Annotated in this window: 12 protein-coding genes; 7 read left to right on the top strand and 5 right to left on the bottom strand. The window is 58.8% G+C overall.

Annotated features, from left to right (window positions below; translation table 11 throughout):
- The first annotated feature begins 646 nt into the window (after positions 1-646).
- Complete coding sequence (locus BGIM_RS0111900; protein ID WP_020470001.1) at positions 647-2,149, top strand: hypothetical protein; 1,503 nt, start codon at positions 647-649, stop codon at positions 2,147-2,149.
- Between the two features lie 110 nt (positions 2,150-2,259).
- Here the strand turns inward: BGIM_RS0111900 and BGIM_RS0111895 are convergent, their stop codons facing one another.
- The 4 genes from BGIM_RS0111895 to BGIM_RS0111880 all read right to left on the bottom strand — a co-directional run bounded on the left by BGIM_RS0111895 (position 2,260) and on the right by BGIM_RS0111880 (position 7,241).
- Complete coding sequence (locus BGIM_RS0111895; protein WP_020470000.1) at positions 2,260-3,399, bottom strand: HEAT repeat domain-containing protein; 1,140 nt, start codon at positions 3,397-3,399, stop codon at positions 2,260-2,262.
- Complete coding sequence (locus BGIM_RS0111890) at positions 3,396-4,556, bottom strand: hypothetical protein (protein ID WP_020469999.1); 1,161 nt, start codon at positions 4,554-4,556, stop codon at positions 3,396-3,398. Before BGIM_RS0111890 ends, BGIM_RS0111895 begins: the two co-directional genes overlap by 4 nt.
- The gene (locus tag BGIM_RS0111885) at positions 4,553-5,713 is read right to left on the bottom strand and encodes a hypothetical protein (RefSeq protein ID WP_020469998.1); all 1,161 of its coding nucleotides are present in this window, start codon (positions 5,711-5,713) and stop codon (positions 4,553-4,555) included. The genes BGIM_RS0111890 and BGIM_RS0111885 overlap by 4 nt, the downstream gene beginning before the upstream one ends.
- Positions 5,714-6,017: 304 nt before the next feature.
- Positions 6,018-7,241, bottom strand: a complete 1,224-nt coding sequence (locus BGIM_RS0111880; RefSeq protein ID WP_020469997.1) for a hypothetical protein — start codon at positions 7,239-7,241, stop codon at positions 6,018-6,020.
- A 196-nt stretch (positions 7,242-7,437) separates the two neighbouring features.
- Between BGIM_RS0111880 and BGIM_RS0111875 the strand changes: the two genes are divergently transcribed.
- The 5 genes from BGIM_RS0111875 to BGIM_RS0111855 all read left to right on the top strand — a co-directional run bounded on the left by BGIM_RS0111875 (position 7,438) and on the right by BGIM_RS0111855 (position 12,556).
- Positions 7,438-8,388 carry an HAD family hydrolase gene (locus tag BGIM_RS0111875; protein ID WP_020469996.1) on the top strand — a complete coding sequence of 317 codons (951 nt, stop codon included), beginning with the start codon at positions 7,438-7,440 and terminating at the stop codon, positions 8,386-8,388.
- 17 nt (positions 8,389-8,405) lie between these two features.
- Positions 8,406-8,918 carry a 3-hydroxyacyl-ACP dehydratase FabZ family protein gene (locus BGIM_RS0111870; protein ID WP_020469995.1) on the top strand — a complete coding sequence of 171 codons (513 nt, stop codon included), beginning with the start codon at positions 8,406-8,408 and terminating at the stop codon, positions 8,916-8,918.
- A 12-nt stretch (positions 8,919-8,930) separates the two neighbouring features.
- On the top strand, positions 8,931-9,575 hold the full coding sequence (gene trmB / locus BGIM_RS0111865; protein WP_020469994.1) for a tRNA (guanosine(46)-N7)-methyltransferase TrmB: 645 nt from the start codon (positions 8,931-8,933) through the stop codon (positions 9,573-9,575).
- Positions 9,576-9,716: 141 nt separating this feature from the next.
- Entirely contained in the window at positions 9,717-10,889 is a 1,173-nt protein-coding gene (locus BGIM_RS0111860) for an AAA family ATPase (protein WP_202947251.1), read from the top strand.
- 182 nt (positions 10,890-11,071) lie between these two features.
- Complete coding sequence (locus tag BGIM_RS0111855) at positions 11,072-12,556, top strand: sensor domain-containing diguanylate cyclase (protein ID WP_020469992.1); 1,485 nt, start codon at positions 11,072-11,074, stop codon at positions 12,554-12,556.
- Positions 12,557-12,656: 100 nt separating this feature from the next.
- Here BGIM_RS0111855 and BGIM_RS0111850 read toward each other — a convergent pair whose 3' ends face one another.
- Positions 12,657-13,991, bottom strand: coding sequence for a DUF1501 domain-containing protein (locus BGIM_RS0111850; protein ID WP_020469991.1), 1,335 nt, complete (start codon positions 13,989-13,991; stop codon positions 12,657-12,659).
- A 561-nt stretch (positions 13,992-14,552) separates the two neighbouring features.
- On the opposite strand from BGIM_RS0111850, the gene BGIM_RS0111845 reads away from it, so the two are divergent.
- Positions 14,553-15,314, top strand: coding sequence for a hypothetical protein (locus tag BGIM_RS0111845; protein WP_157368908.1), 762 nt, complete (start codon positions 14,553-14,555; stop codon positions 15,312-15,314).
- Positions 15,315-15,348 lie beyond the last annotated feature (34 nt).

Raw genomic sequence — 15,348 nt, 5'->3', positions numbered from 1 at the left:
TGGCGGTAGCTCAGTTGGCAGAGCAACGAAAAGTTTTAAATAGCTCTCGCGACTTGGACGGATTAATATTGAATTCGGATGGCCGGATTCGGAATGTTTGCCATCGGATCTGGCTGATAATCCCCGGTAACAGCGGGTGATTTGTCTCCGGAGCCGGCATTCCGAATCCCGCCGTCTGAATGAGGAAATTTGTCTTCCGCACCCAACGGCATGAGCGTACACACAATCACAGGTTCGAATCCTGTAGCCTGTTGAAAAACAGGTTTGGCCGAGCGGCTAAAGGCACCAGTCTTGGAACTGGCATTAAAGACCCGCTCGTGTGACTTGTGCGGAAGACAATGTTTTTAATTAGGGTTTGGGGTTTAGAAAAACCAACTCGCTTCTCTTATTCTCTGAATTGACAAGGTGTTATTACGCGGGATTGCATCCCGCGTTTTTTATTGTCTCGAGCGGATTGTTAATTTGCAATCCGACAGCAACACGCGCCAATGAACCCAAGAGCCCCACTGCGTGAGCAGTGGGGGTGGCCGTCACACTCGGGAAGCAACCCCCACCGCTCACGCAGTGGGGCTCTTGCTGCTAAACCCTAAACCCTAGACCCTAAACCCTCGTTGCCAAAGGCAACAATCTGCTCAAGGAAAGGAGCATGACAATGACGAACAATGAACGAGACCTGCGGCTGGCCATGCTCAACACGTTGTTGACGACGCCGCACCGCAAGCTGGAAGCCCTGTGGGGCATTCACGACGAACTGAGCCGCCAAGACCCGCGGTTCTATGTCCGGCTGGCCGCGTGGTACGCGGACAAGGGGGACGTGCGCGACCACCGCGAGATGTTTGTTGTTTCGCTGGCGACGAGCGAGTTTCCGGGGCACCGGGATGTCGGGCTGGCGCTGTTGCGCGATCTGCCGCCGTATCAGGTCGGCCGGGTCGTCGACTTCATCAGCGGGCGCAAGAAGAGCCGCAAGGCGGTCGTCATGGCCGGGGAAGCGCCGTCACCGGTCGTGGAGGAATTCGGCTTGTTCCGCAACGTCCCGCGATCGCTGCGCACGGAAGTGGCGCGCTACCTGCGGGAGCGGGAGGCCGACGCCGAATGGTTCGACAGCACGGTGCTGACGGCTCGCAAGGCCGTCAAGCGGTTGTACGCTCTGCTGCACGTCAAGCCGGGCGAGCGGGCGCAGAAGGTTCTCTTCAACGAGGAGCCGCCGTCGGACAGCCGGTTGTTTGCGTTGAAAATCCTGGCGAAGGCCGAGAACCCGACGGCGCAAGCGAAGGCCATCGTCGAACACGGGATTCCGTATCGCGTCGCCGTCTCCGTGTTGAAGCAGGTCACGCCGACGGTTCTGGCGGCCCTGATCGACCGGATGACGCCGCAGGAGTTGATTAACAATGTCGGCTCCCTGCGCCGCCGGGGGGCGACGGACAACGCCGACCTGAAGGCCCTGATCGAGCGAAAGCTTGGCGAGGCCAAGACGGACGGCCGGGTGTCCGCGTACAAGGCGAGCGTCGCCGCGAAGGCGGCCGATGTGTCGCCGGAACTGGCGAAAAGCCTCACGGACGTCACGGACAGCCAGATCAAGTCGAAAGGCAAGATCACGCGGTCCACGGCGTTGCTGCTCGACAAGTCCGGGAGCATGGAAGTGGCCCTGGAAGTCGGCAAGCAGCTTGGGGCTCTTGTCTCGGCCGTGTGCGAGGCGGAGCTGTTTGCGTATGCCTTCGACAACATCGCGTACCCGATTGAGCCGAAAGGCAAGATGGTGACCGATTGGGAGAAGGCTCTCCTCGGGATCAAGGCCGGCGGCGGCACGTCCTGCGGGGTCGCCATCGAATGGATGGCGAAGCAGAAGCAGCGCGTCGAGCAGTTCCTGTTCGTCACGGACGAAGGGGAAAACGGCTCGCCGTTGTTCTCGGCCGCCTACCAGAACTACGTCGCGGCCACGGGCCTGAAGCCAACGGTCACGATTGTGAAAGTCGGCCAGGCGACGGAGCAACTGGAAGCGGCGTGCAAGCAGATGAACGTGCCGTACAACGTGTTCGAGTTCCGCGGGGACTACTACTCGTTGCCGAACGTGATTCCGCTGCTGTCCCAAGCGTCGCAAACGGATTTGCTCATGGAAATCCTGAGCTACCCGCTGCCTGTGCGAAGTTAGGGTTTAGGGTTTAGGGTTTAGGGTTTGGAAAGTCCAAAACGTAAGGGGTCTGTCTTGTCTAACGATGGGACAGACCCCTTGCGTTTCTGCCAAACCCTAAACCCTAAACCCTACTTCTTCAAATTCACCTTCGCCCAGTCCTTCCACTTCTGGTGGGCGGCTTCTCGTTTTTCGTCGCTGGAGAAGCCGTAATAGGTGTAGGAGGTGAGCGTGCCAATGGTGGGGGGTTCCCGCTCGAAGCCGAATTCCTTGGGGGATTGGCCGGTGAGAAGCAGGGCCGTGCCCAAGGCGACATCTCCCATTTGCACTTTGGTGCTGACGCCGTTGACAGTCACGTTGGCCAGATGAAGCGTGTCGTTTAAGAACGGCTCCAGATCCTTCAGATTGTCCTTCGTGCCAAGTTTGGAAAAGCCGAGCAAAGCGGCGGCCCGCACGAACGGCGTCGTGTTGGTGTCCCCCGCGATCTTCAGCACGACGGGGATGCACTCCGTCACCTTATGCTGGCCGGCCAGTTCGATGGAACGCCGGATCACAATGCTGTAGCGTTCTTTTTCCAGCCAGCGGGCAAACAGGGTGCGAACTTCTTTGGAGGGCGTTTCTGCGTCGAGGGATTTGGTCAGCCATTCGGAATTCAGGAACTGGTAGTAATACGTGGAGCTCATCCCCGGTAGGGTGGTCCGGCGAACCTCGCCGACGGCCCCCAAGAACATGAACAAGGAGACATCCTGTTCGCCAAGCAACGAGGTGGCTTTGACGGCCGACGCTCCGGTGCTGCGCACATACACCAACTTGGCGAACTCCGCGAGCACGGTCGGCCCCCGGTCCGGTTGCTCCTCCACGGTCTTGAGTTTGTCCGAATGGGCGCGGACCATGTTGGCGTACAATTCCCGGCTGGCCTTTGTGCCGCCGACGATGTCCAGCCATTTTTTCACCAACGGCAATTCTTCGGAATCCTTGTTCCCCTCGGCGTTGACAAATTTCTGAAGCCGCTTCTCCAACCCCAGCGTCCATAGTAGCGGATACAGTTTTTTGCAACGCTCGCCGATCTCGATATCGGACGACATCTGCCCGGCCTTGATCGCCTCCGAGGCCACCGGCCCGATCTCCATGAGCCGTTTTGCGGCCTGTTCCCGGAGTTTATAATCCGGGTGGCCGAGCTTCGCAATCAGCTCGTCAATCTCTTTTTTAACCCGAATATCCGGGTCCGGGGCAAGCGGAACCAACGCCAGAAACAGGATGGCCGTGTTCATGGTTCTTGCCTCTTGTTCTCGGGTTTCGAGATGAATTCTTTCCACTTGGCGAAAGCGGCGTCTCTCGCCTTGTCGTTTTGGAAGTAGTAATTGGATACTGGCGAAATAGTTATTCCAGACGAGTAGCCGGGCGGCCCGTGGCCAAAGGCATTTTGTTCAAACCCGTGAAGCTGGATGGCCATTCCCAAAGCCACATCCCGGAATTGAAGCGTCAGCGTTTTACCGTTCGATCCAAGGGTTTGGGAAACAACTGACTCGTCAGTCAGATACGACTCCACGTCCTTGAGGTGCTGTTTGTCGCTAAGTTTCACCAACAGGCATAACGCCCAAGCCCTTGAGGACGCTTCCTTCCGGTCTTTCTCGGCGGCGATTTTAAGAAGAGAGGGAACGGCTTCCTTCATTTTTTGCACATCAATGGTCAAGAATCCCCGCCAAAGGAAGCCTGTTTGTCGTTCGCCTTCCATCCATGCCAGAAATAGCTTTTTGATTTCTGGCAGCACGTCCGCTTTTTTAAGCCAGCCATGAAAGTCAAAAATCTCAAATAGTCGATTCTTATCAAAACTTGAGATTTGGCTCTCGGGATCATCCGTGAATCGCTTGTCTCCGCGAAGGAAGAACAACAGCGCCAAGGGCACGGGAGTCGAAGCGTTCAACCCGTCACGACCGCTGAGTTTTTCGCTCCACCATCGATCATTCGTGCTTTGGCAAAATTGAACCCACAGTCGACCGGCAGATTTGGGATCGGCCTCCATCGCTTCGATGATCGCGTGGTGTTCTGTCATCATTGCCGCATATAACTGACGGCTTCCTTTGTTGTCCCCGGTGATGGCAATGAATCGCTTCAAGCCGGCCAGCCCTTCGGGCAATGGATTGCCGGGATTGTCGGTCAATTGCCTCAAGAGCCTGTTTCGATTTTCGGAAAGAACCTTGGGCAATATTCGGCCACATCTTCCGGCAATCTCCGGGTCGATGTCTTTCAGCCCCATGTTCAAAGCCGGAATAGCTCCGGCACCGACCTTGACCAGTTCACTCGCGGCGGCCTCGCGGGTTTTGAAATCCCGGTGGCCGAGTTGCCGGACTAATTCCGTGAGGCGGGGATCGGGCGGCGATGGCTGGATAAGAGGCGCCAGCGCCAGAAGAAGAACAGCCGTGTTCATGGGGCCTGGCTCTTGTTCACGGGTTTCGAGGTGAAGTCCTTCCACTTGGCAAACGCCGATTGTCTCGCCTTGTCGTCCGGGAAGCAATAGCCAAGGGAGGAGACGGGCAATCCGTTTCGCAGGCCGAAGTTGGCGTACTCGTAGTCTGTGAGTTTCTCACCGGCGAGCAGCAGGGAGACGCCCAAGGCCACATCCCGGAATTGAACCTCCAGCTCCCGGCCATCCTCGGCGGTGCATGTCCCGATGGAAGTTGTGTCGGTCAACAACGGCTTTAGATCCCTCACATGCTCCTTTGACCCGATTTTCGCCAGAATGTCCAGCACATCGGCCCGTGATTCTTCCGGCCACTCCCGCCGGGCGGCAAACATGATGACTTCGGGCGCGGCTTCCTTCAGTTTCGCGTCCCGGACCACCACGAAGGACTGATAGACGAACTCGCTTCGCTTCTCATTCTGCATCCAGCGAAGGAAGAGCTTTTTGATTCCGGGAATTTCCTCCGGCCCGGTGACGGCCGATCTCAATTTGATGGCTTTCAACAGTTGATAACCCTTCAAGGCCCCCTTGCGACGATCAACATGCCGACTGTCACCGCGAACAAACAGGAACAGAGCCGCCCGGCCGGGGACGGACGGAAGCTTTGCCACATCGGCCAGACTCACCTCGGCCGCCGCCTGCCATCGCTCAAATTCCTTCTGGTAAAACTCGTCCATCAACCGGGCGGCCGTCTCCGGGTCCGTTTCAAACGCCTCAATGATGGCATGATGTTCCGTCATCATCTCCGCGTAGAGCTTTCGGGTTTCCCTGCCGTCTCCGGTGATGTCGATAAACCGCTCCAGTCCGGCCAGCCCTTTCGGAAGCGGGCCGAGTGGTTCTTTGAGTAGTCGTGTCAGTTTTTCCTGGCGGCCGGCGGCGAAGATGACCGGCAGAAGTTGTCGGCACCGTTGGGCGATTTCCGGGTCGGTGTTCTTCACGCCCGCGTTCAAGACGGTGATGGCGTCATCCCCGGCCTTGAGCAAATCGCGGGCGGCGGTTTCGCGGGTTTTGAAATCCCGATGGCCGAGTTGCCGGACCAGTTCCGTGAGGCGGGGGGCAGGCGTTGACGGGGGTTCGGGCGGGGCAAGCAGGATCAGCGAGAGGAAGAGGATGGCCGTGTTCATCGGGCTTGCCTCTTGATGAGAGGGGGAATCCGTTCGGCAAAAGCCCAAGCACATAGCTTGGATTGGTTGTTAACTTTTGGCCATGGAGGCAGTCATTGCGGAAGAGACCCCCTCCAGCTCCCCCTTGCCAAGGGGGAGAGCAAAACCGGTCTCTCTTCCAAGGCTGGCTGTATTGGCGGCGACCGGATTTCCTCTCCCCCTTGGCAAGGGGGAGTTGAAGGGGGTCTCTTCGGCGGGGGCAAAAACACTCAATGAAACCAACAACCAACCCCGGTCATATGCCCGGCGGCGCCGCCGTTCCGGCTCACTGATTCTGCGGCACTGCCTTCTTCTGAGGCGTCTCTTCTTTCTTCTCCGTCGGCGTTTCCTTCTTTTCAGGCGTCATCGGTTTGGCGGCGAATTCCTTCCACTTGGCGTGGGCGGCATCCCGCGTTTTGTCATCGGGGAAGCCGTAGTAGTAGTAAGAGTTCGGGATTCCCCCACCGAATCGGCCGGTTTCAAAACCGAAGTCGGCGAGCTTCTGGCCGCACAGTTGAACGCAAACACCCATCGCCACATCCTGGAGTTGGGCGGTCAGTGGCTGGCCATTGCCGAAATTGATCGTGCCGATGTTTGTCTTGTCCGCCAGAAACGGTTCGATGTCCTTGAGGTTTTCCTTCGTGCCGAGCTTGGCGAGGGTCAGCATCACCTGCGCCCGGTTGTGGACGGGCTGGTTCTTGTCCGCGATCACCTTCATCACCACCGGCAGGGCTTCCTTCATCTTCGCGTCGGCGGCAATCTGGAAGGCCCGCGTGGTGATGTAGGGTTGCTTTTCGTGTTCCATCCAGTGCAGGAAGAGCTTTTTCATGCCGGGAAGTTCCTCCGGCCCGGTCACGAAGTTCTTCAATTTGGTGGAATTCACCAACATGCCGGCCCGGCCGTTTTGCTGGGCGTCGTCCGCAAACCGCTTGTCTCCGCGGGCAAACAAAAACATGGCCACCTGACCGCGGTCCGCGAGGATATTGTCGTAGGAATATCGACCGGTGCGGGCGCCTTGCTGCCAGCGGTCGTAGGCTTCGTTGGTGAAATCATTCATCAACCGGGCGGCGGTTTTGGGGTCTTTCTCCAGCGCTTCGATGAGTTGATAGTGCACGCCCATCATCTCCGCGTAGATTTCGCGGTTGGTCTTGTCGTCCCCGGCGATTTTGATGAACTCTTCCAGCCCGGCGAGTCCCTTGGGAAGCGGCCCGGCGGGATCTTTGAGCAACCGGGACAACTTTTCATTCCGCTCCGTGGCGGCCGCCACCGGCAGCAGTTGCTTGCAGCGCTCGGCCACTTCCGGGTCGGTGTCCTTGGTCCCGACGTTCAGCGCGACGACGGCCTCGGAACCCCGCTTCAACAAATCGCGAGCGGCCGTTTCCCTCACCTTGTATGATTTGTGGCCGAGCTGCCGGACGAGATCCAGCAGTTTGGGATCGGGCGACTGCGGTGCTTCCGCCGGAGCCCCAAGCAAGCCGGCCGCGAGGATTAGGCTGGAAAGCGGATTCATGGTCTCGGCCCAATGTGTGAAGGAAGGTAATTATCCTATCCGATGACGTTCTGGCGAACAACGGGGGAAGATAACAAAGCCGGGCCGCCCACGCCCCATCCTTCTTTTGAACGACCAACCCTTGACGCCGGGCGCGAGTGATTGGTACGTTACACTACTTCACTCCGCCTTCACTATTCGGGAACGGAACCGGCCGATGCCGCTGACGCTCGATCAATACGCGACTCATCTGGATGGCCGTGGCCTGCCGTGGCCCGCCATGCCGATGGTCGACGCACCGAAGGTGAGACCCCACCTGCCGGACCTGTCGGGCGTCCGGGCCGTGCTTTTCAATGTCTACGGCACGTTGATGGCCATTCCCGAGGGGGAGTTAAAGTTTGATCTGGAGAACGAGTTCATCGTCGGGGTGGCGCTGGAAAAGACCATCCACGAATTTAAGATGTGGGCCTCCATGAGCCGGAAACCCGGCCAGCCCTCGGAATACATGAAGGAAGTCTACCGCAAGGTGGTCGCCGAACTTCGCCTGATGCCGTCGGCCGGGGAAAAGTATCCGGAGATTCTCGCCGAGAAGGTTTGGGAATCGATCATCAAGAAACTCTTCCAAAAGGATTACAAGTTCGACGCCACCTTTTACGGCTCTCTCAACGATTATTCCAAGAAGGTGGCGTATTTCTTCCACGCCAGTTTGCAGGGGACCGGCTGTTACCCCTGCGCGGCCGAGACGATGGCCGAACTGGCCGGGCGGCACATCAGCCTCGGCCTGCTCGGGGACGGCCAGTGTTTCACTCCCACGCAATTGGCCCGCGGGCTGGCGAAGCAGCGGGAAGGCACCGTGCTTGACCATCTCGTCCCGGCCTCGCGGCGGTTGTTGTCCCATTCCCTGAACGCCCGCAAGCCGTCGGACACGATGTTTCAGGCGGCGCTCGAAACGCTTGGGGAGGCCGGAATCGAAGCTTCCGAAACACTTCATGTTGGTTCCAGCCTGACGAGGGACATCGGACCTGCTAAGAAATGGGGTATGAAAACGGCTCTCTTCGCCGGAGACCGGGCCTCCCTCTCGGCCACCGGGGAGCAATTGAAAGATCCGCAATACCGCCCGGACGCGATGCTCACCGAACTGAGCCAGTTGTTGGACATGATTTCCTGAACCTTCGGATGGATTGAATGCCTCCCCCGCTGTTGATCGACCCCGCCAAATACGACAACATTCCCGTGATGGCGGACGAAGACGAAGTTCGCCGGATCATCCCGCACCGCTTTGAGATGCTGCATCTCAACGGCGTGCTGAGTATCGACAACAGCCAGCAATTGATCGTCGGCTTCAAGGACGTGCGCGAGGATGAATTCTGGGTGCGCGGCCACTTCCCGAATTACCCAATTCTGCCCGGCGTCATCATGTGCGAGGCGGCCGCGCAGTTGTTATGTTATTACGCGGTCGTGAACAAAGTCATGCTCGGCAGCCTCCTTGGCTTGGGCGGCATCGACAAAGCCCGCTTTCGCGGTGCGGTCCGGCCGGGGGACCGGTTGGTGATCGCCGCCAAGGGGATTCGCGTGGATCGTCGTCAGACCATCTTCGAGTCCCAAGGTTTCGTGAACGGAAACTTGGCATTCAATTGCGAGGTGATCGGCGTGCCGATCCCCGGCCGCAACGTGATGACCGAAGCCAACAACGCCTGAAGAAGATGCTCCGTGGCACGCACCCGAATTGTCCCTCTTGAATTGCTGGCCCCACATGTCCTCCCGGATGTGCCTCGAGGCCAAACCGGCCCGCCCATTGTCTGGAACGAGCTTTTCGGCAATGATCAACCCGTCGAGGTGGAGATTGGTTTCGGCAAGGGCTTGTTCTTGCGCACCAGCGGCGCCGCCCGGCCAGACACGAATTTCTTCGGCGTCGAGATCATCCGCAAGTATCAGCTTTTCGCGGCCATTCGCCTGCGGGAAGCCGGCATCATGAACGTCCGGGTCGCCTGCGGCGACGGCGGCGCGATCCTGCGGGACCGCATCACCCCCGGTTCCGTCGCGGCCGTCCACATCTATTTCCCGGACCCGTGGTGGAAAGCCAAGCACAAAAAGCGCCGGGTGTTTAACGAAGAATTCACCCGCTCCGTGGCCAAAGTTCTCCGCGTGGGGGGTCGCTTTCACATCGTCACGGATGTGGAGGAATATTTCGGCGTGATGATGGAATTGATGCGGTCCCTGCCGGAGCTATACACCGAACTCCCGCCCCCCGCCCCGAACGAACCGCAACACCACATGGACTACCTGACCAACTTCGAGCGAAAATTCCGCATCGAAGGCCGCCCGATTTACCGGGCGGCGTATGAACGGAAATGAATGGGCCAAAGACAACCTCACCCCCTAACCCCCTCTCCTAAAAGAGAGGGGGAACCAAACCGGCCATCGAAGACCGGACGTTATTGAATGAGGATATGCGCCCTCTTGCTCCCCCTCTCTTTTAGGAGAGGGGGTCGGGGGGTGAGGTTGACTTTGGCCCATTCACCCAAGGTGCCTCCCTTGCATCCCGATCAAACAGCCTCGATGCTTCGCAAGCAGGTCACCGACCCACTCAAGGCCCGGTTTGTCGGGCGGGCGGAGGTCATCGACCTGATCGCGCTGGCCATTGTCGCCGGTGAACATTTGTTCTTGTACGGCCCGCCGGGGACGGCCAAGTCGGCGGTGATCCGGGCGTTTGCGCAAGCTGTGGACGGGCGGTATTTCGAGTATCTGCTCACGCGGTTTTCCGAACCCAACGAAGTGTTCGGCCCCATCGACCTCATCAAGTTGCGGGAGGGGTTGGTCGCCACCGTGACCGACGGGATGCTCCCGGAGGCCGAGTTTGCGTTTTTGGATGAACTCTTCAACGCCAATTCAGCCATTCTGAACAACCTGCTCACGGTGCTGAACGAACGCCTCTTTCGCCGGGGGCGGGAAACGCTGCGGCTGCCGTTGCTCTCGCTCTTTTCCGCGTCGAACCATTTGCCCGAGGACGACGCCCTCGGCGCCCTGTTTGATCGTTTCCTGTTGCGCTGCAAGGTGGATGCCCTGCCCCGCGAGTCGATGCCCCGGTTGCTGGAGGCCGGGTGGGCGTTGGAACATCATGTGGCCGCGACCATGAACGAAGTCCGGCTGACGGCCGAGGATCTTCGCCGGTTGTCAATCCGGGTGATGGACGTGGATTTGGACGATGTTCGGGAGCAATATGCGGAGATGGTGTTTCGCGTGCGCGATCTCGGCGTCGGCTTCTCGGATCGCCGGGCGGTGAAGGCGCTGAAGCTGGTGGCCGCCTCGGCGGTGTTGAGCGGCCGGGCCGCCGCGAATGCCTCGGATTTGTGGGTGTTTCGCCATGTCTGGGACCGCGAGGAACAAATCGCCCCGTTGCACTCGCTGGTGCTGGGAGCCTTGCGGGAAAACCCGGCCGACAAACCCCACGTCCAGGCGGTGGTGCCCGAACGGGTTGACCCGGAGGCGCTGGCGAAAGAACTGGCCGAACTCGGCGGACGGGCCGCCCCGAACGCCAGCCTTGCCGAACTGGCCCGCCTTCGCGAGCAGTTGAACCGCTTGCACGACCGGCTTGTTTGGGTGACCGACGAGGCCGCCCGCCAACATCTCGCCGGTGAAATTATGGCGGTGCGAAAACGGATCGGCTGATGTTGATGGGATATTGCGCCCGCCTGAATTCTTCTTTTCAATCACTTGTTGATTCATCTGTTCCCAATTGCATCCCGTCAGCCATGAGCTAGTCTTGTCATGGTTTTCCCTGAGTTCACAGGCCGCACCCGAAGGCTTGCGGGAGAACAAATCCCCGACAGAGATCGATTCGGAGACATTGGATGGTCGCGCCGGTCCCTCCCAACGAAGCCGCCCGCCTGCAAGCCCTCTATAGCTTCGACATCTTGGATTCCGAAGCTGAGCAGGCCTACGACGACATCACCCGTCTGGCGGCCCGGTTGTGCAACACCCCGATCACGGTGGTAAGTCTGATTGACGGCCACCGGCAATGGTTCAAATCCAAAGTGGGCCTTGATGCCTCCGAAACGCCCCTCGACGTGGCGTTTTGCACGCACACCATTTTGGAACACGAAACGGTGATCGTGCCGGACGCGACCAAAGACCCCCGCTTTTGCGACAATCCGCTTGTCACCGGCGCGCCGGACATCCGGTTTTATGCCGGCGCGCAACTGACGACGCCGGACGGTTTCAACCTCGGCACGCTTTGCGTGGTTGACATGATTCCGCGTGAATTCACGCCCGAACAAAAGGCCGACTTGGAGGCCCTCGCCCGGCAGGTGATGGCTCAGTTTGTTTTGCGCCGACAGGTGGCCGAACTCAAGGCCGCGTCCGCCGCCCGACAGGCCGCCGACGAGGCCATCCGGGAGAGCGAGGGACGTTACCGCGACTTGTTCGACAGCATGCAGGAACTGGTGCAAAGCGTCGATGTGAATGGCAAACTGATTTATGCCAACCGCTCATGGCGGGAAAAGCTCGGCTATACCCAAGAGGAAGCCGCGGCGCTGAACCTGTCGCAGATTGTCCACCCGGACGAACAGCCGCGTGCGAAGCAGATGTTTCAGCGGGCGATCACGGGGGAAAAATTCCGAAACGTCGACGGGAAGCTCATCACCAAAACCGGTGCGACGCTGTCGGTCGAGGTGGATTTTCACTTCATCTTCAAGGATGGCCAGCCGTTTGCCTCGCGGACCATTTTCCGGGATGTGACCGAGAAGAAAAACCTCGAAAACCTGATGACGGAGTATCAACGCGAACTGGAGGCGGCTAACACCCGGCTTCGCGCGCTGGCCACGACGGACGGCCTGACAGGCATTAACAACCGGGCGTTGTTCCAAAATCGCTTTGCCGAGGAATTTGAGCGGGCCGTCCGCTATGGCCGGGCGTTGTCCTTGTTAATCATGGACGTGGACCACTTCAAAAAGTTCAACGACTCCTTCGGCCACCCGGCCGGGGACGAAGTGTTGAAATCGGTGGCGAAACTTCTGGCCGCGACCTGTCGCGGGACAGACATTCTGGCCCGTTACGGCGGCGAGGAATTCGTGGTGCTGCTGCCGGACACGGACCAGGGCGGGGCGATGGTGCTGGCCGAACGCTTCCGCCGGGCCGTCGCCGGGGGGGACTGGCCGCAACGCCCCGTGACGCTGAGCATCGGCGCCGCGTCCGTGACGCAGGAGATGTGGGACCCCAACCAATTGCTTCAGAAAGCGGACGCGGCTCTGTACCGCTCCAAGGAATCCGGCCGGAACCGGGTCACCCACGGCGGGGCAAGTGTTTCCGCGACCAAGGGCCTCGTTCAGGCGGGCTGACGGACGGCGGCCAATCTTCCTGGCACGCCATTCCTCACCCTTCGTTCGCCTTAAACCACGTTGATTGTTTTCGCCCCCTTGGAGGCGAAAACCGGAACTGTCACCCGACCAATTCCGCAATCGGCTCTCCGTCGTCCAGCAATTGGATCGGGCGGCCGGAGAAATCGGTCAGGGTTTGGCGGTAGTCGATGCCGAGGGTGTGGTAGATTGTCCCCAACACGTTTTGCGGGCCGAGGGGACGGCTCTTCGGGCGTTCGCCCCGGCTGTCGGTCTCGCCGATCACCTGGCCGTGGCAACCGGCTCCGGCGAAGAGGGCGAAGCTGGCGTCCGGCCAGTGGTCGCGGCCCGTCTGCGAGATCTTCGGCGTGCGGCCAAACTCCCCCCAGATCAGCACCAGCACTTCGTCGCTCAGGCCGCGATCATGCAGGTCGGTCACCAAGGCGTGAACTGACTGGTCGAGCAACGGCAGGGCGCTCTTGAGACTGTGCCAGATGCTTTTTCCGCCGACTTGCTGGATGACGTTGCCGTGATGGTCCCACAACCCGGCCCGCAGCGTCACCACGGGGACACCGGCCTCCACCAGTCGGCGGGCCAGCAGGAAGTTGTGCCCGTACCAGAACGAGTCGGCGTCTTTGCCGGCGTAGATGAACTTGGCGTCCTTGTCCCCGTAGCGGGCTTTCACCTTCTCCGGTTCGCGGCTCAGGTCAAAGGCATCGCGGACACGGGGAGCCGTGATGATGTCCAGCGCCTTGGCCGTGTGGGCGTCCATGTCCTGACTTTCACGGCGGGCGTCCTGCTCCCGGCGATAGGTGTCGAAGTCGTGCAACAGGCCGCGCCGGTCGTCCAGCCGGGCGCGCGAGATGCCGTTGAGCAACCCGAGATTTCGCACGCCGTCCCCGCCGGAAATGTGCAACGCCCGGTGGGCCGCCCCGGCGTATTGCGGGCTTTCATAGCTCGACGTGCCGGTGCTGTACTCCAGGCTGACATACGACGGAACCCGAACGCCCGCCCCCTTGAACCGGCTGACCACCGCCCCGAACGAAGGCCGTTTCATCGACTTGGGAAACCCGGTGTAAACCTCCTCCAATTCATGCTGCATCGGCTCCACAAACTGAAGCGACCGCACCAGCGCCAGCTTGTCCGTGATCTTGGCTTGCAAGGGAAAATGTTCGCAAATATCAAACCCCGGCGTGACGGTCCTGACCGGCTTGAACTCCCCGCGAATCTCGTCCGGCGCCCCCGGTTTCAAGTCATACATGTCCAGATGGCTCGGCCCCCCGGCCAGACAAACCATGATGACCGCCCGCGTCTTCTTCGTCGTCGGCCCCTGCGCCCGCAACCGCAGCACATCGGCCAACGTCAACCCGCCGACGCCCAAGGCCCCGAGCCGCAGAAACTCCCGACGGCTGGTGTGATGGTCACGAAACATCGCCATGTGAACTGGCCTCTCGGCACAAAATTGTCGGGGACTCGTCTTGGATCGAGTCGCGGGGGTGAGGATCAGAATATCAGGAGCGGAGGCAAGGTGCAAAGAGTTTCCCGGCCGCTTTAGTTCATCCTCTTGCAACCGTTTACAAGTCCGTTTCCGATCCCATTTTGAAGCCAAAACACGTTCAAAAACCCTCTTTTCGAGGCAAAATCAGGTCAAAACAGAGGTCAAAAACCCTTATTTTGAACAAAATAACGCCATTTTTGACGCGGTTTCGACCAAAAACAGCCTCAAAACGCCCCTTTTAAGGGTCAAAACTGAACACCCCGACCCGCGAAGAAAACCTCGCCCAACCGGCCAAAACCGATGAGACGGCTGGAAAGACCGATGACGCAAACCTTTCTATCAATTGAATTTACGACCAATTACCTTCGGCCAAGAACCGGGAATCAAAGATAAATTCCCGAAAAACCTCTCCAAATGATTTTGGCAAAACTGAAAAGCAGTTAGGTGAGCCTAACACCGTTGGCCCACTTTGTGGCGTGTATCATCGGCGAAGATCGAGGAGTGCTAGAATATCAGGACGTTCTCTGGCTTCTCCTGAGAGACTTTATGACCGACTCCGAACCCAATTCTATCGCCGAGCAAGTCCGAGAGGTTCTTGAAGGGGTACAGACGTGCATCAGAGACATCGATGTTGAATGCAATACCTTGGACAACGATATTGAACTTGGCTTGGCTAATGTCAAGTTCGAGTTTTGCGAGCGTGCTTTGCAAGAAACCGGCAAGAAGCTCACTGCAGAAACCATTCTTGCATGGCTGATCCAGAAAAAATATTTGGCAGTTGGGTGGAAGGTTGAACGGGAATTTCCCTACCCGGAAAGAAATGGAAGCGGAAGAAGCTGTGATTTGGTCTTTCATTTTTCGAATGACAGGAAGCTTTGGTGGGAGTTGAAACTGGCGTCAAAAGCTTGGTTCAACTGTAACGAGCCTCCTGTCTACAAGTATTCAGGCTACCTTACGTACCTGACTGGCAGAGGAAAGAAGCATTCGCTTCGTCAGGATTTTGACAAACTGGGTCTCGGCGATTGGCCTACACGTGATTTTAGGGTGATATGCCTCATCGCGTTCGACCGACCGGAAGATCCAATTGACGGGGCCGTAGCTATGGTTCTAAAGCAAGCTCAAGACGCGGGCATGCCTTGGGAGGAATTTGCCACGGACGCGTGGGCCGACCGTAGATGCGATGAATTTAGAATTAAGGTATGGAATTGGGTACTGCTTCCCAAGGAACCGCCAGAAGATCAAGATGTATCCACCTTACCTTAACTGTAAGGGCCTGCCGTTATATTGCTGTTATATT

The sequence above is a fragment of the Zavarzinella formosa DSM 19928 genome, from assembly GCF_000255705.1.
Classification (GTDB): domain Bacteria; phylum Planctomycetota; class Planctomycetia; order Gemmatales; family Gemmataceae; genus Zavarzinella; species Zavarzinella formosa.
Note: the sequence above shows the minus strand (reverse complement) of the source record. Positions and strands in the feature narration are given on the sequence as shown.